General features: G+C 61.4%; 21 protein-coding genes. 11 read left to right on the top strand and 10 right to left on the bottom strand.

The features are described from left to right. Window positions 1-232 precede the first annotated feature (232 nt). The 9 genes from ACM6IK_RS00795 to ACM6IK_RS00755 all read left to right on the top strand — a co-directional run bounded on the left by ACM6IK_RS00795 (window position 233) and on the right by ACM6IK_RS00755 (window position 10,468). A complete protein-coding gene (locus ACM6IK_RS00795; protein ID WP_414872721.1) occupies window positions 233-2,008 on the top strand; it encodes a PQQ-dependent methanol/ethanol family dehydrogenase in 1,776 nt (591 codons plus the stop codon). A gap of 259 nt (window positions 2,009-2,267) precedes the next feature. Further along, window positions 2,268-3,788 carry an aldehyde dehydrogenase family protein gene (locus ACM6IK_RS00790; protein WP_057715193.1) on the top strand — a complete coding sequence of 507 codons (1,521 nt, stop codon included), beginning with the start codon at window positions 2,268-2,270 and terminating at the stop codon, window positions 3,786-3,788. A gap of 257 nt (window positions 3,789-4,045) precedes the next feature. Beyond that, entirely contained in the window at window positions 4,046-4,117 is a 72-nt protein-coding gene (pqqA, locus tag ACM6IK_RS00785) for a pyrroloquinoline quinone precursor peptide PqqA (protein ID WP_003253598.1), read from the top strand. A gap of 55 nt (window positions 4,118-4,172) precedes the next feature. Next, window positions 4,173-5,087 (top strand): pyrroloquinoline quinone biosynthesis protein PqqB, encoded by a 915-nt coding sequence (gene pqqB / locus ACM6IK_RS00780; protein WP_414872720.1) that lies wholly within the window; start codon window positions 4,173-4,175, stop codon window positions 5,085-5,087. A gap of 123 nt (window positions 5,088-5,210) precedes the next feature. Further along, window positions 5,211-5,963, top strand: coding sequence for a pyrroloquinoline-quinone synthase PqqC (gene pqqC / locus ACM6IK_RS00775; RefSeq protein ID WP_414872719.1), 753 nt, complete (start codon window positions 5,211-5,213; stop codon window positions 5,961-5,963). Then, on the top strand, window positions 5,960-6,232 hold the full coding sequence (gene pqqD, locus ACM6IK_RS00770) for a pyrroloquinoline quinone biosynthesis peptide chaperone PqqD (protein ID WP_007972043.1): 273 nt from the start codon (window positions 5,960-5,962) through the stop codon (window positions 6,230-6,232). The genes pqqC and pqqD overlap by 4 nt, the downstream gene beginning before the upstream one ends. Beyond that, window positions 6,210-7,352, top strand: a complete 1,143-nt coding sequence (gene pqqE, locus ACM6IK_RS00765; RefSeq protein ID WP_414872718.1) for a pyrroloquinoline quinone biosynthesis protein PqqE — start codon at window positions 6,210-6,212, stop codon at window positions 7,350-7,352. The genes pqqD and pqqE overlap by 23 nt, the downstream gene beginning before the upstream one ends. Window positions 7,353-7,584: 232 nt before the next feature. After that, the gene (ercA, locus tag ACM6IK_RS00760) at window positions 7,585-8,748 is read left to right on the top strand and encodes an alcohol dehydrogenase-like regulatory protein ErcA (protein WP_414872717.1); all 1,164 of its coding nucleotides are present in this window, start codon (window positions 7,585-7,587) and stop codon (window positions 8,746-8,748) included. Further along, window positions 8,732-10,468 (top strand): NahK/ErcS family hybrid sensor histidine kinase/response regulator, encoded by a 1,737-nt coding sequence (locus ACM6IK_RS00755; protein WP_414872716.1) that lies wholly within the window; start codon window positions 8,732-8,734, stop codon window positions 10,466-10,468. Before ercA ends, ACM6IK_RS00755 begins: the two co-directional genes overlap by 17 nt. Here ACM6IK_RS00755 and ACM6IK_RS00750 read toward each other — a convergent pair. From ACM6IK_RS00750 to ACM6IK_RS00720, 7 genes are all read right to left on the bottom strand, one after another. Further along, window positions 10,444-11,334, bottom strand: a complete 891-nt coding sequence (locus ACM6IK_RS00750; protein ID WP_414872715.1) for an aldose 1-epimerase — start codon at window positions 11,332-11,334, stop codon at window positions 10,444-10,446. The genes ACM6IK_RS00755 and ACM6IK_RS00750 overlap by 25 nt on opposite strands. A 110-nt stretch (window positions 11,335-11,444) precedes the next feature. Next, window positions 11,445-12,725 (bottom strand): TRAP transporter large permease, encoded by a 1,281-nt coding sequence (locus ACM6IK_RS00745; RefSeq protein WP_046037280.1) that lies wholly within the window; start codon window positions 12,723-12,725, stop codon window positions 11,445-11,447. Continuing rightward, window positions 12,726-13,253: a TRAP transporter small permease gene (locus tag ACM6IK_RS00740; protein ID WP_414872714.1), complete on the bottom strand. Its 528-nt coding sequence runs from the start codon at window positions 13,251-13,253 to the stop codon at window positions 12,726-12,728. It lies immediately after the preceding gene. A 78-nt stretch (window positions 13,254-13,331) separates the two neighbouring features. Next, on the bottom strand, window positions 13,332-14,303 hold the full coding sequence (locus ACM6IK_RS00735; RefSeq protein WP_414872713.1) for a TRAP transporter substrate-binding protein: 972 nt from the start codon (window positions 14,301-14,303) through the stop codon (window positions 13,332-13,334). A 78-nt stretch (window positions 14,304-14,381) separates the two neighbouring features. After that, complete coding sequence (locus ACM6IK_RS00730; protein ID WP_414872712.1) at window positions 14,382-15,269, bottom strand: SMP-30/gluconolactonase/LRE family protein; 888 nt, start codon at window positions 15,267-15,269, stop codon at window positions 14,382-14,384. 52 nt (window positions 15,270-15,321) lie between these two features. Further along, entirely contained in the window at window positions 15,322-16,146 is an 825-nt protein-coding gene (locus tag ACM6IK_RS00725; RefSeq protein ID WP_414872711.1) for an NAD-dependent epimerase/dehydratase family protein, read from the bottom strand. A 271-nt stretch (window positions 16,147-16,417) separates the two neighbouring features. Continuing rightward, the gene (locus ACM6IK_RS00720; protein ID WP_414872710.1) at window positions 16,418-17,713 is read right to left on the bottom strand and encodes an OprD family porin; all 1,296 of its coding nucleotides are present in this window, start codon (window positions 17,711-17,713) and stop codon (window positions 16,418-16,420) included. Between the two features lie 210 nt (window positions 17,714-17,923). Between ACM6IK_RS00720 and ACM6IK_RS00715 the strand changes: the two genes are divergently transcribed. After that, window positions 17,924-18,544, top strand: coding sequence for a TetR/AcrR family transcriptional regulator (locus ACM6IK_RS00715; protein WP_414872709.1), 621 nt, complete (start codon window positions 17,924-17,926; stop codon window positions 18,542-18,544). A 143-nt stretch (window positions 18,545-18,687) separates the two neighbouring features. Here ACM6IK_RS00715 and preA read toward each other — a convergent pair whose 3' ends face one another. The 3 genes from preA to hydA all read right to left on the bottom strand — a co-directional run bounded on the left by preA (window position 18,688) and on the right by hydA (window position 22,934). Beyond that, a complete protein-coding gene (preA, locus tag ACM6IK_RS00710) occupies window positions 18,688-19,962 on the bottom strand; it encodes an NAD-dependent dihydropyrimidine dehydrogenase subunit PreA (protein WP_414872708.1) in 1,275 nt (424 codons plus the stop codon). Then, window positions 19,963-21,330 carry an NAD(P)-dependent oxidoreductase gene (locus ACM6IK_RS00705; protein ID WP_414872707.1) on the bottom strand — a complete coding sequence of 456 codons (1,368 nt, stop codon included), beginning with the start codon at window positions 21,328-21,330 and terminating at the stop codon, window positions 19,963-19,965. Between the two features lie 164 nt (window positions 21,331-21,494). Continuing rightward, window positions 21,495-22,934 carry a dihydropyrimidinase gene (gene hydA, locus ACM6IK_RS00700; RefSeq protein WP_414872706.1) on the bottom strand — a complete coding sequence of 480 codons (1,440 nt, stop codon included), beginning with the start codon at window positions 22,932-22,934 and terminating at the stop codon, window positions 21,495-21,497. Between the two features lie 540 nt (window positions 22,935-23,474). Here hydA and ACM6IK_RS00695 point away from each other — a divergent pair. Further along, window positions 23,475-24,959, top strand: coding sequence for an NCS1 family nucleobase:cation symporter-1 (locus ACM6IK_RS00695; protein ID WP_414872705.1), 1,485 nt, complete (start codon window positions 23,475-23,477; stop codon window positions 24,957-24,959). Window positions 24,960-25,051 lie beyond the last annotated feature (92 nt).

The following is a 25,051-nucleotide window of genomic DNA, read 5'->3' as shown; positions in this document are numbered from 1 at the left end:
GAGGCCGGCACATCCAGCATCATTGTTGCCTGACCTGCCGCCATCGCGAGCAAGCTCGCTCCCACAGGATTGGGGGTGATTCACAATCCTGTGTTTTCTCACCCACCCTGTACCAAGGAACTAGCAATCTCCTCATTGCGGGCAATTGTTGCCAGGGCGGCGGCGCTCAAGAATCTGCACCAGACCGGGAAAATTTTCCGGACATAACAAAAAATCCGCAGAGGAAGCCGTCATGACCCAACCCGTACGTCGCCAGCCCTTCGTCTTGAGCCTGCTGCTCAGTGCCATGCTGTTGTCCGGCCAGGCATTGGCCGGGGTTTCCGACCAGGACATTCTCCAGGATCCGAAGAACCCGGAACAGGTCGTGACCAACGGCCTCGGCGTTCAGGGTCAGCGCTACAGCCCGCTGGATATTCTCAACGTCGACAACGTCAAGGAGCTGCGACCGGCCTGGGCGTTTTCTTTCGGCGGTGAAAAACAGCGTGGCCAGCAAGCGCAGCCGATGGTCAAGGACGGCGTGATGTACATGACCGGTTCCTACTCCCGGGTTTTCGCCGTGGATGCGCGCACCGGCAAGAAACTCTGGCAATACGACGCGCGCCTGCCCGATGACATCCGCCCTTGCTGCGACGTGATCAACCGTGGCGTCGCGCTGTATGGCGACCTGGTGATCTTCGGCACCCTCGACGCCAAGCTCGTGGCGCTGAACAAGGACACCGGCAAGGTGGTGTGGAGCAAGAAAGTCGCCGACCACAAGGAAGGCTACTCGATCAGTGCTGCGCCGCTGGTGATCAACGGCAAGCTGATTACCGGCGTGGCCGGTGGCGAGTTCGGCGTGGTGGGCAAGATCGAGGCCTACGATCCGAAAAACGGTGACCTGTTGTGGACCCGGCCGACGGTCGAAGGCCATATGGGCTACGTCTACAAGGACGGCAAAGCGGTGGAGAACGGCATCTCCGGCGGCGAGGCGGGCAAGACCTGGCCAGGCGATTTGTGGAAGACTGGCGGCGCGGCCCCTTGGCTTGGGGGCTATTACGACCCGGAAACCAACCTGCTGCTGTTCGGTACCGGTAACCCGGCGCCGTGGAACTCGCACCTGCGCCCCGGCGATAACCTCTACTCCTCATCGCGTCTGGCGCTCAACCCGGACGACGGCACCATCAAGTGGCACTTCCAGAGCACACCCCACGACGGTTGGGACTACGACGGCGTGAACGAGCTGGTGTCGTTCAACTACAGCGAAGGCGGCAAGGAGATCAAGGCCGCCGCCACGGCCGACCGCAACGGTTTCTTCTATGTGCTGGACCGCACCAACGGCAAATTCATCCGTGGCTTCCCGTTCGTGGACAAGATCACCTGGGCCACCGGCCTGGATAAGAACGGCCGGCCGATCTACAACGAGGCCAGCCGTCCCGGCGCCCCGGGCTCGGAAGTCAAGGGCAGTTCGGTGTTCGTGGCACCGGCGTTCCTCGGCGCGAAAAACTGGATGCCGATGGCGTACAACCAAGACACCGGGCTGTTCTATGTGCCTTCCAACGAGTGGGGCATGGACATCTGGAACGAAGGCATCGCCTACAAGAAAGGCGCAGCGTTCCTCGGTGCCGGTTTCACCATCAAGCCGTTGAACGAAGACTACATCGGCGTACTGCGGGCCATCGACCCGAAAACCGGCAAGGAAGTCTGGCGCCACAAGAACTACGCGCCGCTGTGGGGCGGGGTGCTGACCACCAAGGGCAACCTGGTGTTCACCGGCACGCCGGAAGGGTTCCTGCAGGCGTTCAACGCGAAGACCGGCGAGAAGGTCTGGGAATTCCAGACCGGCTCCGGCGTGCTCGGCTCGCCCATCACCTGGGAAATGGACGGCGAACAGTACGTCTCGGTGCTCTCCGGCTGGGGCGGTGCGGTGCCGCTGTGGGGCGGCGAAGTGGCCAAGCGGATCAAGGACTTCAACCAGGGCGGCATGCTCTGGACCTTCAAACTGCCCAAGGATCTCGTGGCCAAGCACTGATCCCAAATCCACCGCATAACCCCTGTAGGAGCGAGCTTGCTCGCGATGAACCTGAGAACACCGAGGGGTGTCAGGTGCCCAGCGTCATCGTTGACGACCATCGCGAGCAAGCTCGCTCCTACAGTGATCTGTGTGAAATCTACGACCAAATAACGAGAGCCCCTCCTGCCAACGATGCATTCGTCTGGCACGCGGGGCTCTCTAGTATCGGCTCATCGCCTGTCAGTACGACAGGCATCGACCCAGACAGAGGCCCACCATGATCTACGCACAACCCGGAACCCCAGGCGCCGTCATTACCTTCAAGCCGCGCTACGGCAACTTCATCGGCGGCGAGTTCGTCGCCCCGATCAATGGCGAGTACTTCACCAACACCTCGCCGGTCAACGGTGAAGTGATCGCCGAGTTCCCGCGCTCCAGCGCCGCCGACATCGACAAGGCCCTCGACGCCGCCCATGCCGCTGCCGATGCCTGGGGCAAGACCTCGGCCCAGGACCGCTCCCTGGTACTGCTGAAAATCGCCGACCGCATCGAGCAGAACCTTGAGGTGCTCGCCGTCACCGAAACCTGGGACAACGGCAAGGCCGTGCGCGAAACCCTGAACGCCGACGTGCCGCTGGCGGCCGACCACTTCCGTTACTTCGCCGGCTGCATCCGCGCCCAGGAAGGCGGGGCTGCCGAGATCAACGAGCTGACCACGGCCTATCACTTCCATGAGCCCCTGGGCGTGGTCGGGCAGATCATCCCGTGGAACTTCCCGCTGCTGATGGCCGCCTGGAAACTCGCCCCGGCCCTGGCTGCCGGCAACTGCATCGTGCTCAAGCCCGCCGAGCAAACGCCACTGTCGATCATGGTCTTCGCCGAGCTGATCGCCGACCTGCTGCCGGCGGGCGTGCTGAACATCGTCCAGGGTTTCGGTCGCGAAGCCGGCGAGGCCCTGGCCACCAGCAAGCGCATCGCCAAGATCGCCTTCACCGGCTCGACCCCGGTGGGCGCGCACATCATGCATTGCGCCGCCGAGAACATCATCCCGAGCACCGTCGAACTGGGCGGCAAGTCGCCGAACATCTTCTTCGAAGACATCATGAACGCGGAGCCGGCGTTCATCGAAAAAGCCGCCGAAGGCCTGGTGCTGGCGTTCTTCAACCAGGGCGAAGTCTGCACCTGTCCGTCCCGGGCGCTGGTGCAGGAGTCGATCTACGAGCCGTTCATGGCCGAGGTGATGAAGAAGATCGTCAAGATCAAGCGCGGCAACCCGCTGGACACCGAGACCATGGTCGGCGCCCAGGCGTCCGAGCAGCAATACGACAAGATCCTCTCGTACCTGACCATTGCCCAGGAAGAGGGCGCCGAGCTGCTCACCGGCGGTGCGGCGGAACGCCTGGAGGGCGACCTGTCCAGCGGTTACTACATCCAGCCGACCCTGCTCAAGGGCCACAACAAGATGCGTGTGTTCCAGGAAGAAATCTTCGGCCCGGTGGTGGGTGTCACCACCTTCAAGGACGAAGCCGAAGCCCTGGCCATCGCCAACGACAGCGAGTTCGGCCTCGGCGCCGGCCTCTGGACCCGCGACATCAACCGCGCCTACCGCATGGGCCGGGCGATCAAGGCCGGGCGCGTGTGGACCAACTGTTACCACCTGTACCCGGCACACGCCGCGTTCGGTGGCTACAAGAAGTCCGGCGTCGGCCGGGAAAACCACAAGATGATGCTCGATCACTATCAGCAGACCAAGAACCTGCTGGTGAGCTACGACATCAATCCGCTGGGGTTCTTCTAACTTCGCAAGAACACTGAAAAACCTGTGGGAGCGAGCTTGCTCGCGATGACGCCAGCACATTCAACATTAATGTTGACTGTCTGACCGCCATCGCGAGCAAGCTCGCTCCCACATGGGTATGTGGGATTCTGGAAAACTGCGCAACACCCCCTACCAAATCACCCCCAAAGCTCCTTCGAAAGTAGCATTCGGGCACTCGATGCCCCGTGCATTAATGGCTCTACCGGAATCACCCGGCACAAGAAGAGGAATGACCCATGTGGACTAAACCCGCGTTTACCGATCTGCGCATTGGCTTCGAAGTGACGATGTATTTCGCCAACCGTTGATTGATCACCCGGCCAGCCGCTGTGTTGGCCGGGCCTGCCTTCTGGAGCATCTGCCATGCACATCCGCGTTCTCGGTTCCGCCGCTGGCGGTGGTTTCCCGCAGTGGAACTGCAATTGCCGCCAGTGCGCCGGTGTGCGCCATGGCAGCCTGCGGGCACAGCGCCGTACGCAGTCGTCGATTGCCCTGAGCGACGACGGCGTGGAGTGGGTGCTGTGCAATGCTTCACCGGACATTCGCGCGCAACTCGAGAGTTTTGCGCCCATGCAACCGGCGCGGCGCCTGCGTGACAGCGCCATCGCCGGCATCGTGCTGCTGGACAGCCAGATCGACCATTGCACCGGTTTGCTCAGCCTGCGCGAAGGCTGTCCGCATGCGGTGTGGTGCACCGAGCGCGTGCACCAGGACCTGAGCAGTGGTTTCCCGTTGTTCAACATGCTTGAACACTGGAACGGCGGGTTGCTCTGGCAACCGGTCGGCCTCGATCGCCAGCCGTTCAGCATCCCGGCCTGCGAGCATTTGCAATTTCGCGCGATTCCCCTGGTGAGCAACGCGCCGCCGTATTCGCCCAATCGCGGCAACCCGCAACCGGGCGACACCATTGGCCTGTTCATTGAAGACCTGCGCAACGGCGCCTCGCTGTTCTATGCCCCGGGCCTTGGCCGAATCGACGATGAAGTGCTGGGCTGGATGCAGCGTGCCGATTGCCTGCTGCTGGACGGCACCCTGTGGCGCGACGACGAGATGCGTATCTGCGAAGTCGGCCAGAGCCTGGGCAGCGAAATGGGGCACCTCCCGCAAAGCGGCCCCGGCGGGATGCTTGAAGTGCTGGAAGCCTTCCCTCGCCAGCGCAAGGTGCTGATCCATATCAACAACACCAATCCGATCCTCGATGAAGACTCGGCCGAGCGGGCGCTGCTGGAACGGCGGGGTATTGAAGTGGCTTATGACGGCATGAGTATTGAGTTGTAGCCGCTGGCCCCATCGCGAGCAAGCTCGCTCCCACAGGGTTCTGCGGTGTACACAAAACCTGTGGGAGCGAGCTTGCTCGCGATGAGGCCAGCGCAGGCACCGCAAAAATTCCCGGAGAACAAAATGACTGACACCCCCATGTCCCCCACAGAATTCGAAGCCGCCCTGCGCGCCAAGGGCGCCTACTACCACATCCACCATCCTTTCCACCAAGCCATGTACGCCGGCCGCGCCAGCCGCGAGCAGATTCAGGGCTGGGTCGCCAATCGCTTCTACTATCAGATCAACATCCCCCTGAAGGACGCCGCGATTCTTGCCAACTGCCCGGACCGCGACGTGCGCCGGGAATGGCTGCAACGGATTCTCGACCACGACGGCGTCCCCGGCAGCGAGGGCGGTATCGAAGCCTGGCTGCGCCTGGGTGAAGCGGTGGGGCTGGATCGCGAGCAGATCCTCTCCCAGGAATTGGTGTTGCCCGGAGTGCGTTTCGCGGTGGACGCCTACGTCAATTTCGCCCGTCGCGCCTGCTGGCAGGAAGCGGCCAGCAGTTCGCTGACCGAACTCTTTGCGCCACAGATCCATCAATCGCGACTCGATGCCTGGCCCACTCATTACCCGTGGATCGACGTCGCCGGCTACGACTACTTCCGCACGCGCCTGAGCCAGGCGCGGCGCGATGTCGAGCATGGCTTGCGCATCACCCTGGCGCACTACGTGACGGCCGAGGGGCAACAACGCATGCTGCAGATTCTGCAATTCAAGCTCGACGTGCTGTGGAGCATGCTCGATGCCATGAGCATGGCCTACGAGCTTGCGCGCCCGCCGTATCACACAGTCACCGACGACAACGTCTGGCACCGGGGGATCGTCCTGTGAGCCTGATCGATCGCCAGCAGTCACCGGCCTTGCGCCGCGGCTTTCGCCTGCAATGGGAACCCCGTCAGGACTGCCATGTGCTGCTGTACCCCGAAGGCATGATCAAGCTCAACGCCAGTGCCGGACAGATTCTCGACCTGGTGGATGGCCAGCGCAGCGTGGCGGCGATCATTGAGCGATTGAGTGCGAATTTCCCCGGGGTACCGGGGATCGATGAAGACGTGCTGGCGTTTCTGGAGGTGGCCCATGCACAGTTCTGGATCGAGTGAGACGCAGCCCGGACCGCCGTTGTGGCTGCTCGCCGAGCTGACCTACCGCTGTCCGCTGCAATGCCCGTATTGCTCCAACCCGCTGGATTTTGCCCGGCACGGCGAGGAACTGAGCACGCAAGAATGGATTCGCGTATTCCGCGAAGCGCGGGACATGGGCGCCGCGCAATTGGGCTTTTCCGGTGGCGAGCCACTGGTTCGTCAGGACCTCGCCGAGTTGATCAAGGCCGCCCGGGACATGGGCTACTACACCAACCTGATTACCTCCGGCATCGGCCTGACCGAACAGAAGGTGCGCGATTTCAAGGTGGCCGGGCTGGACCATATCCAGATCAGCTTCCAGGCCGCCGACGAGGCGGTGAACAACATGCTCGCGGGGTCGCGCAAGGCCTTTGCCCAGAAACTGGCCATGGCCAGGGCCGTGAAAGCCCAGGGCTATCCGATGGTGCTGAACTTCGTCACCCATCGGCACAACATCGACCGGATCGCGCAGATCATCGAGCTGTGCCTGGAGCTGGAAGCGGATTTCGTCGAATTGGCCACCTGCCAGTTCTATGGCTGGGCCGAACTCAACCGCGTCGGGCTGTTGCCCACCCGCGAGCAATTGCAGCGTGCCGAACGCATCACCAACGAATATCGCCAGCGTCTCGAAGCCCAGGGTCACCCGTGCAAGCTGATCTTCGTCACCCCGGACTACTACGAAGAGCGTCCCAAGACCTGCATGAACGGCTGGGCCAACCTGTTTCTCGACATCACCCCCGACGGCACGGCGCTGCCTTGCCACAGCGCCCGGCAGTTACCGGTGCAGTTTCCCAATGTGCGCGAGCACAGCCTCTCGCACATCTGGAACGACTCGTTCGGCTTCAATCGTTTTCGCGGCGATGACTGGATGAAGGAGCCGTGCCGCTCCTGCGACGAAAAGCACAAGGACCTGGGAGGGTGCCGCTGCCAGGCTTTCATGCTGACGGGTGATGCCGCCAATGCCGACCCGGTGTGCAGCAAGTCGCCCCATCACGGCGTGATCCTCAAGGCTCGCGAGGAAGCGGAGGCGCCGGGGTTGGGAATGGAGCACCTGACCTTGCGCAATGCGAAAGCCTCTCAGCTGATCTATCGCGGATAAGTCGGGCCACACAAATCCCCTGTGGGAGCGAGCCTGCTCGCGATGACGGAGTGTCAGTCACAGACATGTTGAATGTTCAACCGCTTTCGCGAGCAGGCTCGCTCCCACAGGGGCTACGGTGAATTCGAGTGCGAGTACACCCCAGCCGTGCTACCCATTGGTCTGATTGCATTCGCAGCTGGATGGTTTAGTGTGGTTTCTACCTTCCAAAACAATAAAAACAGGCTTTCCAATGAGCCAGAGTCTCAATCAGCTGCGTAAATTCGTTTCGCCTGAAATCATCTTCGGTGCCGGTAGCCGGCACAGTGTCGGCAATTACGCCAAGACCTTTGGCGCGCGCAAGGTCCTGGTGGTCAGCGATCCCGGCGTGATTGCCGCCGGTTGGGTTGCCGATGTCGAAGCCAGCCTGCAGGCGCTGGGCATCGAATACTGCCTGTACACCGACGTTTCACCGAACCCGCGGGTCGAAGAGGTGATGCTCGGTGCCGAGATGTACCGGGAAAACCACTGCGACGTGATCGTCGCCGTCGGTGGCGGCAGCCCGATGGACTGCGGCAAAGGCATCGGCATCGTCGTCGCCCATGGCCGCAGCATTCTCGATTTCGAGGGCGTGGACACCATCCGCGTGCCCAGCCCGCCGCTGATCCTGATTCCGACCACCGCTGGCACCTCGGCCGACGTCTCGCAATTCGTGATCATTTCCAACCAGCAGGAACGCATGAAGTTCTCCATCGTCAGCAAGGCGGTGGTGCCGGACGTTTCGCTGATCGACCCGGAAACCACCCTGAGCATGGACCCGTTCCTGTCGGCCTGTACCGGCATCGACGCGTTGGTGCATGCCATCGAAGCCTTCGTGTCCACCGGCCACGGGCCGCTGACCGACCCCCACGCGCTGGAGGCGATGCGCCTGATCAATGGCAACCTGGTGCAAATGATCGCCAACCCGAGCGACATCGCCCTGCGCGAGAAGATCATGCTCGGCAGCATGCAGGCCGGGTTGGCGTTTTCCAACGCCATCCTCGGTGCCGTGCATGCCATGTCCCACAGCCTCGGCGGTTTTCTCGATCTGCCCCATGGGCTGTGCAACGCGGTGCTGGTCGAGCACGTGGTGGCCTTCAATTACAACTCGGCGCCGGAGCGCTTCAAAGTGATCGCCGAGACCTTCGGCATCGACTGCCGGGGCCTGAATCACCGGCAGATCTGCGGGCGTCTGGTCGAACACCTGATCGCCCTCAAGCACGCCATCGGCTTTCACGAAACCCTCGGTTTGCATGGCGTGCGGACCTCGGACATTCCGTTCCTGTCGCAACATGCGATGCACGATCCGTGCATCCTGACCAACCCGCGCGAGTCCAGCCAGCGTGATGTCGAGGTCGTCTATGGCGAAGCCCTCTGACGAACAACAACGGGCCCTGGCCGGGCTGCTGGGGCTGGGCAGCCATTCGGCGCGCAAGAGTCATTACCCGGAACTGGCCGCGCGCCTGGATGATCTGGAAGCCGAGCGTAACCGCTACAAGTGGCTGTTCGAGAACGCGGTGCACGGGATCTTCCAGGTCAGCCTGCACGATGGCATGCGTGCCGCCAACCCGGCGCTGGCACGCATGCTCGGCTACCAGGACCCGCAGGAGGTGCTGTTCTCCCTGACCGACCTGGCCAGCACCCTGTTCGTCGACGGCGCGCAGGAGCTGGAAAACATCGGCGAAATCCTCAGGCACCAGCGCAGCCTGCACGGCTATGAAACCCGCTTGCGGCGCAAGGATGGCAGCCACCTCGATGTGTTGATGAACCTGCTGCTCAAGCCCGGCCAGGAAGGGCTGGTGGAAGGGTTCGTTTCCGATATCACCGAGCGCAAACTGGCCCAGCAACGCCTGCAGCAACTCAATGACGAACTGGAGCTGCGCGTCGTCGCGCGCACCAATGAATTGCTCGAGGCCAACCGTAATCTTCAGCAGCAGATCACCCAGCGTAAACAGATCGCCCAGGCCTTGCGCGTCGCCCGCGATGCCGCCGAGGCGGCCAATCACAGCAAGGACAAATACCTCGCCGCCGCCAGCCACGACCTGCTGCAACCGCTGAACGCCGCGCGGTTGCTGATTTCGACCTTGCGCGAACGCCAATTGCCGCAAGCCGAACAGGTGCTGGTGGAACGCACTCACCAGGCCCTGGAAGGGGCTGAAGACCTGTTGACGGATCTGCTCGACATTTCCCGGCTCGATCAGGCCGCGGTCAAGCCGGACATCGCCTCGTACCGCCTCGACGAATTGCTCGGGCCGCTGGTGTCGGAGTTTCAGTCCGTCGCCCAGGCGGCCGGCTTGAACCTGCGGGTGCGCATGGCCGATTACGCCATCAGCACCGACTTGCGCCTGATGACGCGGATCCTGCGCAATTTCCTCAGCAATGCCTGCCGCTACACCGACGAAGGCAGCATCCTGCTGGGGGCAAGGCGTCGGGGCGAGATGTTGCGCCTGGAGGTCTGGGACACCGGGCGTGGCATTGCCGCCGACCGGCTCGATTCGATCTTCCTCGAGTTCAACCAGCTGGACGTCGGCCGCGCCGCCGACCGCAAGGGCGTGGGCCTGGGGCTGGCGATCGTCGAGCGCATCGCCAAGATCCTTGGCTATAAAATCGGCGTGTACTCGTTGCCGGGGCGCGGTTCGATGTTCAGCATCGAGGTGCCGATCTCCGACGAGGTTCCGTTGCCCGTGAGCCAGGCGGTGCCACAGCCGGGCACCGGCAACCCGCTGCCGGGCCGCCGTTTACTGGTGATCGACAACGAAGTGAGCATTCTCGACAGCATGGGCGCATTGCTCGGGCAGTGGGGCTGCGACGTTCTGGTCGCCACCGATGAAGCGGCTGCGCTGGCGGTGCTACGGGGGCAGGCGCCGGAACTGATTCTTGCGGACTATCATCTCGACCACGGGGTGGTCGGCTGTGATGTGGTGCGACATTTGCGCGAGCATTTTCACCAGAACATTCCCGCGGTGATCATTACCGCCGACCGCACCGACCATTGTCGGCGTGCGTTGCAGCGGCTCAACGCGCCCTTGCTGAACAAACCGGTGAAGCCCGGCAAGTTGCGCGCGGTGTTGAGTCAACTGTTGGGGGGCTCTGCCTGAAACGGCCGGTACTGCAGCGTGAAACCCAGTTCGGTGGATTGACCCTGTTCCAGCAAAACCAAACCTGGCCGACCGGGCAGGTGATGCGCATTGACCGGGTGGCTCACCGGCTCGATGCAGAAAAACCCCAGGCCCACGGGGCAGTAGAGCAGGTAGTAATCGCTGCCGGTGGCCTGGCAGTCGAGTTCATAACCGAGGTCGGGCTGGCGGATCAGGCAGTGACCGTCCCATTCACAGAAACCGTTGTCCACCAGCGCTTCGGGCAATGCCTTGAGTTGCTGAAAATCCCACTCGACCGGCAATGCGCTGAATTCTGTCGGCAGTTTTGCCCCGTCGCACAACCACACGTTCCGGGCCGGTGCCTGCAGTTGGGTGTTTGCGGTGCGCGGCAGGTACGGATGCAGTCCCAGACCATGCCACGCAGCGTGTTCAGCCAGGTGCGTGACATGCAGTTCGATGCTCAGCTTGCCCGCGCTCAAATGGAAACGTTGCCGGGCGCGATAAGCGAAGGGGGTTGTGCTGTCGAGTTGCAGGACCACTTCATTCGCGGTTGAAGAAACCACCCGCCACGGCTGCTGCCAGGCACTGCCGTGAATCGGCAGGGGGTCGGTGAGGCTATTGGGGTGCAGGGCCAGCCAGCCATTGGGGCAGTCGAAACCGCCTTCGGCAATGCGGTTGGACCAGGGCACCAAAGGGAAGCAACCGAGCTTGCCCGGCAAACCGCTGTTGAGTGCATGGGCATCGGCGTGGCGCAACAACGGCTGGCCAGTGCTGCGCACGGCCCAGTTGACGATACTGCCGCCCAGTTGCGGGGCGAGGGTGAGGCGGGTGAATTCGTCTTCGAGTTCGAGGCGTGTTGGCGTCATATTGACCTGCGAGATGAATGAATACGGATTGCCTTTTGTAGGAGCTGGCTTGCCAGCGAATGCGGCCTTGAACACGCCTTCGCCGGCAAGCCGGCTCCTACTGAAAAGCGTTACAGCACCAGATGCGGCAACCACAGCGACAGCGCCGGAATGTAGGTCACGGCCAACAGCACCAGGAACAGCACGCCGTAGAACGGCAGCAGGGCTTTGACGGTGGATTCAATGCTGACTTTACCCACGGCCGACCCCACAAAGAGTACCGCACCCACCGGCGGTGTAATCAAACCAATGCCCAGGTTCACCAGCATGATCATGCCGAACTGCACCGGGTCCACGCCTATGCCGAGGATCACCGGCATCAGGATCGGCGTGAGGATCAGGATCAGCGGCGCCATGTCCATGACCGTACCGAGCAACAGCAGCATGACGTTGATGCACATCAGGATCACGTAGCGGTTGTCCGACAGGGTCAGGAACAGCGTGGTGATCTTCGCCGGAATCTGCATCAGGGTCATGATGTAGCCGAAGCTGGCGGCGAAGCCGATCAGGATCATCACGATCGAGATCGTGCGCACCGTGCGGTGCATCAGTTTCGGCAGCTCGCTCCACTTGTAGTCGCGGTAGATGAACATGGTCACGAAGAACGACCACAGCACCGCAATCGCCGCCGACTCGGTGGCGGTGAAAATGCCCGACAGGATGCCGCCGAGGATGATCACCATGGCCATCAGGCCCCACAGCGCTTCGCCGCAGATCTTCAGCGCTTCGCGCATCGGGATGACTTCGCCTTTCGGGTAGTCACGCTTTTTCGCGAAGATCAGGCACAGCACCATCAGGCACGCGCTCATCAACAGGCCCGGCACTACGCCGGCCATGAACAGCGAGGCGATCGACACCGTGCCGCCGGCGGCCAGGGAGTAGAGCACCGAGTTGTGGCTGGGCGGTGTCAGCAGCGCTTGCACCGAGCCGCTGACGGTCACCGCCGTGGCGAATTCCCGGGGATAGCCTCGACGTTCCATTTCCGGAATCAGCACCGAACCGACCGAGGCGGTGTCCGCTACCGAGGAACCGGAGATCGCACCAAAGAAAGTCGAGGCCATGATGTTGACCAGCGACAACCCGCCGCGCACGAAGCCCACCAGCACCCCGGCGAACGCCACCAGGCGCCGGGACATGCCGCCCTCGGCCATGATCGCGCCGGCCAGTACGAAGAATGGAATCGCCAGCAGCGAGAATTTGTTCACGCCCCCGGCCACCTGAATCATCAGCGCCTGGAACGGGATGTCGATCCACCAGGCACCGATCAGTGCGGCAAACCCCAGGGCGTAGGCGACCGGCATGCCGATCAGGATCAACGCGATAAAACTGCCCAACAGAATAAAAGCGTCCATTCAGGCAGCCCCTTCGTTTTCTTCAACGAGGTCGAAACGCACGACCCGACGGTTGCTCTGGTCACCGAGCAAGAGTTTTTCCAGGACAAACACCAGCGTCAGCGCGCCGCCAATCGGAATCGGCATGTAGGTGATACCTACGCGCAAGGTCGGCAGGGCGCTCATGAACTGGTTCCAGGTCGACAGGCACAGCTTGCTGCCCCAGATGGCCATGAACAGGCAGATGGTCGCCATCAGCAGTTGCGCCACAATGGCCGCGGCCTTGCGCAGGTGCGGCGGCAGGCGGTCGGTGAGCATCGCCACCGCCATGTGCGAACCGGAGCGGTAGCTGGCGGCGGCACCGATGAAGGTGAACACCATCATCAGCAGAATGGCGGTGGGCTCCGGCCAACTGGAGCCGGTGCCGAGCACGTAACGGGCAAAAACGCCCCAGGGGATCATCAGGGAAATGGCCAGGACCGACAGGCCAGCCACCCAGATGCAGGTCATGTAAATCCTGTCGTTGATACGCAGCAGCAGATTCTTCATCGGGTTCCACCGTAACCGGGCGCGCACTGACGTACACCAACGTCAGCGGCGCCGGGCCTTTCTTGAATGCAGGGAGGGTTACTGAACGGCTTCGATACGCTTGATCAGGTCGGCGTAGGGTGCGCCGTATTTCTCGCGGATCGAGGCGGTTGCCTCGTAGAAAGGTTTCTTGTCGACGGTGATGAACTCGACGCCGGCAGCCTTGAGTTTTTCTTCGCTGCTGGCCGATTTCGCATCCCACAGGGTACGTTCCTGGGCCTGGGCCGCCTTGGCGGTTTTCTTCACCAGGGCTTGCTGCTCGGGGGTGAGTTTGTTCCAGGTGATTTTCGACATCACGATCGGTTCGGGCAGGATCAGGTGGCCGGTCAGGCTGTAGTATTTGGCGTTCTGGTAGTGGTTGTGTTCGAGCAGGGTCGGCGGGTTGTTTTCCGCGCCGTCGATCACGCCGGTCTGCAGGGCGCTGAAGATTTCGCCGGTATCCATCGCGATGCCGTTGCCGCCCATGGCGTTGATGGTTTCGATGAACATCGGGTTGCCTTGCACGCGGATCTTCATGCCCTTGAGGTCTTCAATGCTGCGCACCGGTTTCTTGGTGTAGAGGTTGCGCGTGCCGCCGTCCATCCAGGCCAGGGCGACCAGGTTGAAATCGGAGTGGGTGATCTTGTCGAGAATTTCGTCGCCGACCGCCCCGTCGATGACCTTGCGCATGTGCGCCTGGTCGCGGAACACGAAGGGCATGTTGAACACGTTCACGTCCGGCACCACCGGCCCGACGATACCGAGGCTGACCCTGGCCATCTGCACGGCGCCGACCTGGGCCTGTTCGACCACTTCCTTTTCCGAGCCGAGCACACCGCCGGCGAACATCTTGAAGGTCAGCGCGCCGTTGCTGTCGGCCACCAGGGTTTTGCCCAGTTGCTCTTCAGCCACCACGGTCGGGTAACCGGCGGGGTGGATGTCGGCGAATTTGATTTCCAGTGCGTGGGCGGCACTGCTAAGGGAGAAGGCTAATGGAAGTGCAGCGGCGAGCAAGGTGCGTTTGAAGTCCATGGGGGGGTGTCTCCAGTTTTGTTGTTTTTATATTCAAGGCACAGCGATGCAGCAGGAGCGCTTTTCTGTCGAGGTTGCTCAGTCGTTGAAACGGGGTTCGGGTAGACCTTTGACGCCGGGGTCGAGGGCGAACACGCCACCGGCCAGTGATTGCGGGTCATGGTCGTCGCCGGGGCGGATCGAGGTCACGAACAGCGTGTCCAGTCGAGGGCCACCGAAGGCGCACATGGTGGGTTTTTTCACCGGTATGGCGAGGGAGCGGTCGAGTCGGCCGTCGGGGGTGAAACGGTGGATCAAGCCTGCGTCATTGGCGCAAATCCAGTAGCAGCCATCGGCATCGACCGCGGCGCCATCGGGGCGACCTTCGTGCGGGTTCATGTCGACGAACACACGGCGATTCGAAGGCGTACCGGTTTCGATGTCGTAGTCGAAAGCCCAGATCTGCTGGACCTGCGGATGGGAATCGGACAGGTACATCGTGCACCCGTCCGGGCTGAAGCCCAAGCCGTTGGGCACGATGAACCCGCTCAGTCGGGCCTCGAGCGGCCCTCGCTGCCCGGTGCTGTAGCGATACAAGGCACCGTCGGCGGCGTTGGCGCCCATGTCCAGCACCATGCTGCCGGCCCAGAAACGTCCCTGACGATCGCAGCGGCCGTCGTTCAAGCGCATGTCGGTGCGGGCATGGTCGACATGGGCCAACTGTTCACTGTCGAGGCTGCCGTCGTTGTGCGGATGCAGGCGGAAGAACCCGCTCTGCATGCCGGCGACCCAGCCGCCATCGCGATGACGTGCAATGCAAGCGAGCATCTCCGGGGTTTTCCAGGCATCCACCAGGCCGGAATCGGCACTCCAGCGCTGTAAACCGCCGGCGGGAATATCCACCCAATACAGCGCGTTTTCCTCAGGCACCCAGACCGGGCTTTCACCGACCGCGTTGCGGGCGTCGACAATCAATTCGGCTTGCATGGCAACTCATTCCCTTGGTTTTTGTCGTGGGGATCAAGCGGGACGCGAAGGCTCAGTCACCGAACGGGCCGGCTGCGCAGAAGGCGCCGCCCTGATAGAGCCGCGTCGGGTCGTCGGCGGCGGGCATCGGTTGGGCTTCGACTTTTTCGCGGAACACTTCGGAGCTGTCCTGCGGGGCAAAACCCAGGGCCGTGGCATAGCGGTTGTCCCACCAGATGTCCTTGTTGTCGGACATGCCGTAGACCACGGTGTGGCCGACGTTCGGGGCGTACAAGGCGCGCTCGAGCAGTCGGGTCAGGTCGCCGAAGCTCAGCCAGGTGCTCATCATCCGGCGGTTGTGCGGCTCCGGGAACGATGAGCCGATGCGCACACTGACGGTCTCGATGCCATAGCGGTCGAAGTAGAACGTGGCCATGTCTTCACCGTAGGACTTGGACAGGCCGTAGTAGCTGTCCGGGCGGCGAGGGGAGTGGGCGTCGATCACTTCGTCCTGCTTGTAGAAACCGATCACATGGTTGGAGCTGGCGAAGATCACCCGCTTCACGCCGTGGCGGCGCGCAGCTTCGTAGATGTGGAACACGCCGCAGATGTTGGCGCCGAGGATCTCTTCGAACGAGCGCTCGGTCGACACGCCGCCGAAGTGCAGGATCGCGTCCACGCCTTCGACCAGTCGATGCACCGCCTGCTTGTCGGCGAGGTCACACGGCACGACTTCTTCGCGGTCATCGATGGCTGGCGCAATGTCGGCGATGTCCGACAGACGAATCACATTGGCGTAGGGGCGCAGGCTTTCGCGCAGGACTTTCCCGAGGCCACCGGCGGCGCCGGTCAGCAGCAGGCGGTTGAAGGGGGTGCGGGCGGTTGCAGTGGTCGTCATGGGAATCCTGGGCAAGCAGTTGTTGTTATAGATTTGTTGTAGGTTGTCGTACGACTAAGGCGAAGTATCGTTATGGTTTCCGCTGCTTGTCAACGCGACATTGGTGGAAATTGACGGAGGGTCGTTTCATGCCTGCTGAAGTAAGCCTTCAGATTTGGAATGCCTTCCCTGTGGGAGCGAGCTTGCTCGCGATGGCGGTGTAACAGTCAATGCAGATGTTGAATGTCAGGGCCTCATCGCGAGCAAGCTCGCTCCCACAGTGGTTCTGTGTTTACAGCAGGCTGATCGGATAGCTGATGAAAATCCGGTTCTCATCGAATTCGTTGGTGCTGAAGCTTTTGCGAATAGTTGCGTTACGCCATTTCACGTTGAGGTTTTTCAGCGCACCGCTCTGCACGGTGTAGGCCAACTCAGATTCGCGCCCCCATTCCTCACCGTCGGTAATTTTCCCGGTGTGCACATTGTCGCCACTGATGTAGCGATTCATCAGGGTCAGGCCGGGAATGCCGAGGGCGACGAAGTTGTAGTCGTGGCGTACTTGCCAGGATTTCTCCCTGGCGTTGTCGTAGCTGGAGTTGTAGCTGTCGTTGGCCAGGGTGCCGCCGCTGGTGCCGTTGACCCGCATCCAGACGTCGTCGCCGGTGAGTTTTTGCAGGCCGACGTAGAAGGTGTTGCCGCCATGTTTGGCCGAGAGCAGGGCGAACGCGGTCTTGTTGTCGAGGTCGCCGGCCTTGGCACTGCCGTCTTCCTTGCCGATGAAGTAGCCGAGGTTGGCGCCCAGGGTCCAGTCGCCGAGGGGTTGGCTGTGGGTCAGGTTGAAATATTGCTGCTGGTAGATGTCACTGAGTTCCGAGTACCAGACGCCGACCTGCGTGCGCTTGTCATTGAACGCATATTCACCGCCGCCGAAATTGAAACGGTCCGAGGTAAACGCCGCTTTGCCGTTCATGAACATGTCTTCCATGCTCGCGTCGTTACGCGGGCTGTTTTGCTGGAATTGACCGCCATACAGCGTCAGGCCACTGATTTCGGTGGAGGTCACTTGCGCGCCCTGGAAGGTCTGCGGCAGTGAGCGGCCATCGTCGGAACGCAGGATCGGCAGCACTGGCATCCATTCGCCGACTTTCAATTCGGTTTTCGAAATCTTGCCTTTGAGCGCCACGCCGAGCCGACCGAAATTGTCGGCGGGGCGGCCGTCGTCGTGGATCGGCAACAGCTGCGTGCCACCGGTGCCTTTGCCGCCATCGAGCTTCTGCGAGTACAGGCCCAGTACATCGACACCGAAACCCACGGTGCCCTGGGTGAACCCGGACCGGGCGTCGAGAATGAAGTTTTGCGTCCATTCTTCAGCTTTGCCCTGGGGATAGGCCGGGTTGGTGTAGTTGCGATTGATGTAGGCGTTGCGCAGGTTCAGCGTGGCCTTGGCGTCGTCGGTGAAATCTGCGGCCTGGCAGGTGATGGGCAGTACGAGAGCCAGGCCGCTGCAGCCAATCAGACTCAGGGTTTGACGGCGGGTAAAATCTGGACACGAAGAACGGGCGGAGGAATTGCGGACGAGCTTGCTCACTGTGACGCTCCCTTGTTTCTTGTTTTTATAGTTGTCATACGTCGTCGTACAACATTGGGGGCGATATTTGCGGGATTTACCAGGGTTGTCAATCGGAAGTTATACGATGACCTGTCTGGGAGGCGGGGGAGTGAAATGTTTGGTTTGACCCTGTCGCCGCGAGCTAGAGCGGGTGCTAGTCTTGTTCAACGCTGTTGTCAGGGAGCCCTTATGGGCAATCACAAGATCGAGATTCGTCGCAGTAACGTCGAAAAAATCCTGCTGGGGGCGGAAAAGGTCTTCGCTGAAAAGGGCTTCGGCAGCACCGCCATGGCCGACATCGCCGCCGAGGTGCAACTGCCGCGTTCCAACCTGCACTACTACTTCAGCACCAAGACCGAACTGTACAGCGCCGTGCTGTTCGACTTGCTGGAAGTCTGGAAGCAGGACGCGCTGTGCTTCGAGATGTTCGATGACCCGCGCGTGGTACTCAGCAGCTACATCCGCGCCAAGATGAACCATTCCCGCAGTCGGCCCTACGGTTCGAAAGTCTGGGCCAACGAAATCATCCATGGCGCGCCGACCCTCGGCGTAGCGCTGGACGCGAGCCTGTATGACTGGGCCAAGATGAAGGAAGCGAAAATCCGCCAGTGGGTGGACGACAAACGCATCCTGCCGGTGGAGCCGTCGAGCCTGCTGTACATGATCTGGGCCTCGACCCAGCACTATGCCGACTTCGACCACCAGGTGAATATTCTCAATGACCACCAGCCGCTGTCGGACATGCAATTTGAAAAAGCAGTGCAGACGGTGACCAGTGTGATATTGCGGGGGATCGGGTTGGAGCCTTGAGGTTGGGTGGTGTGGCTGCTGGCCTCATCGCGAGCAAGCTCGCTCCCACAGTGGATTAGTGTCGTACATCAAACCTGAGTACACCAATGATCCCTGTGGGAGCGAGCTTGCTCGCGATGGCGTCATCTCAGACGCTGAAAACCTCAAGGGCTGACATGATACGGATTCCTCGGATCATGGTTCCAGTCCAGAAACGGTTTGCCACTCTCCACCGGCACCATCTCGATACAGTCCTGCACCGGGCAGGTGATCTGGCACAAGTTGCAGCCCACACACTCCTCATCGATCACCTGGTATTTGTGAGTGCCATCCGCTTGCTTGAGGCTGGCCACGGCCTGGTGCGATGTGTCTTCACACGCGATATGGCAACGACCACAGCCAATGCACGCTTCCTGATCGATTTTCGCGATCACCTGGTAGTTGATGTCCAGGTACTTCCAGTCCGTGGTGTTGCCCACCGCGCGGCCGGAAAATTCCGCGATGCTGGCGTAGCCTTGACTGTCCATCCAGCGTGACAAACCGTCCTTCATGTCCTCGACAATCCGGAAACCATGCAGCATCGCCGCCGTGCATACCTGCACCGAGCCACTGCCCAGTGCGATGAATTCCGCGGCGTCGCGCCAATTGCCGATGCCGCCAATGCCGCTGATCGGCAGGCCCTGGGTCTGTGGGTCGCGGGCGATTTCGGCGACCATGTTCAAGGCAATCGGCTTGACGGCCGAACCACAATAACCGCCATGGGTGCTTTGGCTGCCGACCATGGGGTTGGCGACCATGCGTTCAAGGTTGACGCTGGTGATCGAGTTGATGGTGTTGATCAACGACACCGCATCGGCACCGCCACGGTGCGCGGCGCGGGCGGCGACGCGGATGTCGGTGATGTTCGGCGTGAGCTTGACGATCACCGGCAGCGAGCAATACGTCTTGCACCAGCGGGTGACCTGTTCCACGTATTCCGGCACCTGGCCGACCGCTGCGCCCATGCCGCGTTCCGGCATGCCATGGGGGCAACCGAAGTTCAGTTCGATGCCGTCGGCACCGGTGGCCTCCACCAGCGGCAGGATGTTTTTCCAGGACTCTTCGACGCAGGGCACCATCAACGACACGATCAGCGCACGGTCCGGCCAGTCCTTTTTGACCTGGGTGATTTCCCGCAGGTTGATCTCCAGCGAGCGGTCGGTGATCAGCTCGATGTTGTTGAAACCCAGTACCTCCCGGTTAGCCCCGAAGTGCGCCGAATAGCGCGACGACACGTTCACCGCCGCCGGGTCTTCCCCCAGGGTTTTCCAGACCACGCCACCCCAGCCGGCCTCGAAGGCGCGGACCACGTTGTAGGCTTTGTCGGTCGGCGGCGCGGAGGCCAGCCAGAATGGGTTGGGTGCTTTGATGCCGGCAAAGACAATCGACAGATCGGCCATTTACGCAGCCTCCACATTGAGCATCAGTTGAGCGTTGATCGCCTCGGCGGCGCGTTTGCCGTGTTGCACCGCTTGCACGGTAAGGTCCTGGTCGAGGCGGGTGCAGTCGCCGCCGGCATACACGCCGGGGATGCTTGTACGCAGGTTTTCATCGACTTCAATGCGTTCGCCCTGGCGCTTGAGTTCACGGGCCAGCGGATCGGCGAGGGCGCTACCGTCGAAGGCCTGGCCGATGGCTTTGAAGATTGCGTCGGCGGCCAGTTCGAAGGTTTCACCGGTGGTTTGCAGGCGACCTTCCACCAGATGGGTGCGGGCGAAACGCATGCCGCGCACGCGGCCGTGGTCATCGAGCAGCACTGCTTCCGGTTGTGCCCAGGTCATCAGCCGCACCTGATTGGCCTTGGCAATCTCCTGTTCGTGATGGGTGGCGCCCATGTCCTCGATGCCACGGCGGTACACCAGATTCACATCGTGGGCGCCGAGGCGGGCCATTTGCACGGCCATGTCGATGGCGGTGTTGCCTGCGCCGAGGACGATGCAATGGTCGGCCAGGGGCAGTTGGCTCAGGTCATCGGCCTGGCGCAGTTCGCGGATGTAGTCGGTGGCGGCGAGCAGGCCGGGCGCGTCTTCGTGGGCCAGGCCCAGTTGTTTGCTGGCGTTGAGCCCGAGGCCAAGGAACACCGCATCGAACTGTTGATGCAGTTCGCTGAGGGTCAGGTTGTCCCCGAGCTTGTGCCCGTGGCGGATTTCGATCCCGCCAATCTGCAACAGGAACTCAAGCTCCTTTTGTGCGTAGTCATCCACCAGTTTGTATTTGGCGATCCCGTATTCGTTGAGGCCGCCAGCCTTTTCCTGCGCCTCGAAGATCACCACGTCATGCCCGTGCATGGCGCTGCGGTGGGCGCAGGACAACCCGGCCGGACCGGCACCGACCACGGCAATGCGTTTGCCGGTGCTGGCAGCACGCTGGAACGGGTGGGCGCTGAAGTGGGCGTTGTCCACGGCGTAGCGTTGCAACAGGCCGATCATGACCGGCGCGCATTCGTGAGCGTTGTTGCGCACGCAGGCTTGCTGGCAAAGAATTTCCGTCGGGCAAACCCGGGCGCAACTGCCGCCGAGGATGTTGGCCGAGAGGATTTTCTGCGCGGCGCCTTGCACGTTGTCCTGCGCAATGTTGCGGATGAACGAGGGAATGTCGATTTCGCTCGGACAGGCATTCACGCAGGGCGCGTCGTAGCAATACAGGCAGCGCGAGGCTTCCAGGTGCGCCTGACGCTCGTTGAGCGGCGGCGCCAGATCGGTGAAATGGCCGGCGAGGGCGGCCGCATTCTCATGGGGATGCGGGAGGTGGTCCAGGGTCTTGATCACGGTATTGGCCTCACGGTTATTTGAGGTTTTGCCTCTGAATGGGCATTGTTTTTGTGTTGTCTGTGCAGGCCTCATCGCGAGCAAGCTCGCTCCCACAGTGGATCTTCAGTGTTCACAAATCCCTGTGGGAGCGAGCCTGCTCGCGAAGGCCGTAGGCCTCGATTTCAGCGTTTCACAGCAACAGGCTTGTGCAACTCAGCCCGCTTGCTCAGCAAATCAAACACCGCCGGATACGCCGGCCGTTCGATGTAGCGTCCGGCCCCGCGCTCGGCCCGCAGGTCGCCGTCGGCCCAGACCACGCGGCCCTGGCTGATGGTGTGACTGGGCACGCCGCGCACGGTCTTGCCTTCGAAGATGTTGAAGTCCACCTGCTGATGGTGGGTCTTGGCGGAAATGGTCCGCGTGCCCTGCGGGTCCCACAGCACCAGGTCAGCATCGGCACCAACGCGGATCGCGCCTTTGCGTGGGTAGAGGTTGAAGATCTTCGCCGTGTTGGTGGAGGTCAGCGCGACGAATTGCTGCATCGAAAAGCGTCCGCTGTTCACGCCTTCATCCCACAACACCGCCATGCGGTCTTCGATGCCGGCGGTGCCATTGGGGATCTTGCTGAAGTCGTCGCGGCCCGCGGCTTTTTGTTCGGCGCAGAAGCAGCAGTGGTCGGTGGCGGTGGTGTGCAGGTTGCCCGATTGCAGGCCATGCCAGAGCGCCTCTTGATGGCCGCGAGGACGGAACGGCGGGCTCATCACATAACCGGCGGCGGTCTGCCAGTCCGGATCGCGGTAGACACTGTCGTCCAGCAGCAGGTGCCCGGCCAGCACTTCGCCGTACACCGGCTGGCCCTTGCCCCGGGCGTAGGTGATTTCGTCGAGGGCTTCCTTGGTCGAGACGTGGACCAGGTACAGCGGCGTGCCCAGGGTTTCGGCGATGCGGATCGCCCGGCTCGCCGCTTCGCCTTCCACCTGCGAAGGTCGCGACAGCGGATGCGCTTCCGGCCCGGTGATGCCCTGGGCCATCAGCTTGCGTTGCAGGTGATACACCAGCTCCCCGTTTTCTGCGTGAACGGTCGGCACCGCGCCCAGTTCCAGGCAGCGTTCGAAACTCGCCACCAGGGTGTCATCGGCGGCCATGATCGCGTTCTTGTAGGCCATGAAGTGCTTGAAGCTGTTGACGCCGTGCTGGCTGACCAGCTCGGCCATTTCCTCGCGGACCTGCTCGCTCCACCAGGTAATGGCGACGTGAAAGCCGTAGTCCGACGCCGACTTCTCGGCCCAGCCGCGCCACTGATGGAAGGCTTCGAGCAAGGATTGCTGTGGATTGGGAATCACGAAGTCGATGATCGAGGTGGTGCCGCCGGCCAGTCCCGCCGCCGTGCCGCTGAAAAAGTCTTCGCTGGCCACGGTGCCCATGAACGGCAGCTGCATGTGGGTGTGCGGGTCGATGCCGCCGGGCATCAGGTATTGGCCGCTGCCGTCGAGCACTTCGGCTTCGGCAGGAACATCGAGGTTTTCGCCGATGGCCTTGATCACGCCGTCTGCGCAGTACACATCGGCGCGATAACTTTCATCATGGGTAATAACGGTGGCGCCACGGATCAACAGAGACATTCCGAGTTCCTCGCAGGCAATGACCGGCTTATGCCGGTTCTAGATGTTTTATTCAAAACAGCCCGTACAGAATTAATCCTGTCAACGCTGTCAGGATTAAACGCTAGCTGCACTTATCCGAATCGGCAAGAATATTTTTTATAAGCTTATGCAGATATTAACTATTTGATAATTAACGAAAAAATACGGCCATCACCAAAATGGTGAGGCCGCTCACCATTTTGACGCACTTGACAGGATCTAAAAATGGTCAAGATTTCCTATGTGAAATCAGCTGTTTGAGTATGGTCTATGGTTGATGCGCAGCCATTGAAAAAAAGATCGACGCACCAGATTGAGCCCTGACGGTTTCGACAACTTGCCTGGCATTCGGCCTGAGTGACAGGACAAATAGTCGAGACAGTGAATAAAACTGATAAACATCAGTGGGTTGCAATGTGTTTATGGAACTGCCCGATGCTTGATCGGGGCACTCGGCACGCTTATTGATGCCGTCAGCCCCTGATGAGCAACAATAATCAAAAGAACAGTGGAGCGGCCATGCAACAGATCAGATCGCAAGTGACCGAGCGCGACGGCTTGTTCGAGCTCGAAGCCGGCAGCGATGTCCTCGACAGTCCCCGTTATAACCACGACATCGCACCGACCAAGGTGCGCGAACGCACCTGGAACAAATGGCACATCACCGCGCTGTGGGTGGGCATGGCGATCTGCGTGCCGACCTACACCCTCGGCGGGGTGCTGACCGCGTACTTCGGCCTGACCGTTGGCGAAGCGCTGCTGGCGATCCTGTTCGCCAATATCATCGTATTGATTCCCCTGACGCTTAACGCCTTTCCCGGCACCAAGTACGGCATTCCCTTTCCGGTGCTGCTGCGCTCGTCCTTCGGCGTGCTCGGTTCCAACATTCCGTGCCTGATTCGCGCTCTGGTGGCATGTGGCTGGTTCGGCATCCAGACCATGTTCGGCGGGCTGGCGATTCACCTGTTTCTCGGCTCGGTGTTCGAGGGCTGGAAATCCCTGGGCGGCACCGGCGAGGTCATCGGCTTCATGGTGTTCTGGGCGCTGAACCTGTGGGTGGTGATCCGCGGCGCCGAGTCGATCAAATGGCTGGAAACCCTGTCGGCACCGCTGCTGGTGCTGGTGGGCGTCGGCCTGCTGGTCTGGGCCATGCCCAACGTGTCGATGAGCGAATTGCTGGCGATTCCGGCCAAGCGCCCCGAAGGTGCCGGCGTGGCCAGCTACTTCGCCGCCGGGCTGACGGCGATGGTCGGCTTCTGGGCCACGCTGTCACTGAACATTCCGGACTTCAGTCGCTACGCAAAAAGCCAGAAGGACCAGATCGTCGGGCAGATCATCGGTTTGCCGCTGACCATGTTCCTGTTTGCCTCCCTGGGCGTGGTGATGACTGCCGCCTCGGTGAAACTGGTGGGCGTCACGGTGTCCGATCCGGTGACCCTGATCGGTCATATCCAGAGCCCGGTCTGGGTCGCACTGGCGATGGCGCTGATCATCATCGCCACGCTGTCGACCAATACCGCAGCCAACATCGTGTCGCCGACCAATGACTTCCAGAACATCGCGCCCAAGGCCATCAACCGCACCAAAGCGGTGTTGCTCACCGGGTTTGTCGGCCTGGCATTGATGGCCCATGAGCTGCTGAAAAAACTCGGCCTGATTGTCTCGGACGTCAGTCTGGAAACCGTTTACTCCAACTGGTTGCTGGGTTATTCGAGCCTGCTGGGGCCGATCGCCGGGATCATGGTGGTGGACTATTTCCTGATCAAGAAACAGCAACTCGACCTTGCCGGCCTGTACCGCGATGACGTGTATCCGGCGTGGAACTGGTGCGGTTTCCTGGCCTTCGGCGTGCCGGTGGTGTTGACGCTGCTGTCCCTGGGCAGCGATGCCTTCAGCTGGTTCTACAGCTATGGCTGGTTCACCGGCTCGGCGCTGGGTGGGGTTATTTATTATGGGTTGAGTGTGATGCGGCCTAGTCCGTCTGTCGCTAAATCTGCGGTGTGAACACTGGCCCAATCGCGAGCAAGCTCGCTCCCACAGGGTTCTCGGGTGTTCACAAAACCTGTGGGAGCGAGCTTGCTCGCGATGAGGGCCTT

Source organism: Pseudomonas sp. IT-196MI5, from assembly GCF_949767415.1.
In the GTDB taxonomy this organism is placed as follows: domain Bacteria; phylum Pseudomonadota; class Gammaproteobacteria; order Pseudomonadales; family Pseudomonadaceae; genus Aquipseudomonas.
Note: the sequence above shows the minus strand (reverse complement) of the source record. Positions and strands in the feature narration are given on the sequence as shown.

Bases quoted from the DNA above. Each gene is read 5' to 3' on its own strand.
- preA (WP_414872708.1), bottom strand. From the start codon at position 19,962: ATGGCCGATCTGTCGATTGTCTTTGCCGGCATCAAAGCACCCAACCCA.
- pqqB (WP_414872720.1), top strand. From the start codon at position 4,173: ATGCACATCCGCGTTCTCGGTTCCGCCGCTGGCGGTGGTTTCCCGCAG.
- ACM6IK_RS00735 (WP_414872713.1), bottom strand. From the start codon at position 14,303: ATGGACTTCAAACGCACCTTGCTCGCCGCTGCACTTCCATTAGCCTTC.
- pqqE (WP_414872718.1), top strand. From the start codon at position 6,210: ATGCACAGTTCTGGATCGAGTGAGACGCAGCCCGGACCGCCGTTGTGG.
- ACM6IK_RS00750 (WP_414872715.1), bottom strand. From the start codon at position 11,334: ATGACGCCAACACGCCTCGAACTCGAAGACGAATTCACCCGCCTCACC.
- ACM6IK_RS00790 (WP_057715193.1), top strand. From the start codon at position 2,268: ATGATCTACGCACAACCCGGAACCCCAGGCGCCGTCATTACCTTCAAG.
- hydA (WP_414872706.1), bottom strand. From the start codon at position 22,934: ATGTCTCTGTTGATCCGTGGCGCCACCGTTATTACCCATGATGAAAGT.
- ACM6IK_RS00715 (WP_414872709.1), top strand. From the start codon at position 17,924: ATGGGCAATCACAAGATCGAGATTCGTCGCAGTAACGTCGAAAAAATC.
- ACM6IK_RS00740 (WP_414872714.1), bottom strand. From the start codon at position 13,253: ATGAAGAATCTGCTGCTGCGTATCAACGACAGGATTTACATGACCTGC.
- ercA (WP_414872717.1), top strand. From the start codon at position 7,585: ATGAGCCAGAGTCTCAATCAGCTGCGTAAATTCGTTTCGCCTGAAATC.
- pqqC (WP_414872719.1), top strand. From the start codon at position 5,211: ATGACTGACACCCCCATGTCCCCCACAGAATTCGAAGCCGCCCTGCGC.
- ACM6IK_RS00745 (WP_046037280.1), bottom strand. From the start codon at position 12,725: ATGGACGCTTTTATTCTGTTGGGCAGTTTTATCGCGTTGATCCTGATC.
- ACM6IK_RS00795 (WP_414872721.1), top strand. From the start codon at position 233: ATGACCCAACCCGTACGTCGCCAGCCCTTCGTCTTGAGCCTGCTGCTC.
- ACM6IK_RS00730 (WP_414872712.1), bottom strand. From the start codon at position 15,269: ATGCAAGCCGAATTGATTGTCGACGCCCGCAACGCGGTCGGTGAAAGC.
- ACM6IK_RS00695 (WP_414872705.1), top strand. From the start codon at position 23,475: ATGCAACAGATCAGATCGCAAGTGACCGAGCGCGACGGCTTGTTCGAG.
- ACM6IK_RS00725 (WP_414872711.1), bottom strand. From the start codon at position 16,146: ATGACGACCACTGCAACCGCCCGCACCCCCTTCAACCGCCTGCTGCTG.
- ACM6IK_RS00755 (WP_414872716.1), top strand. From the start codon at position 8,732: ATGGCGAAGCCCTCTGACGAACAACAACGGGCCCTGGCCGGGCTGCTG.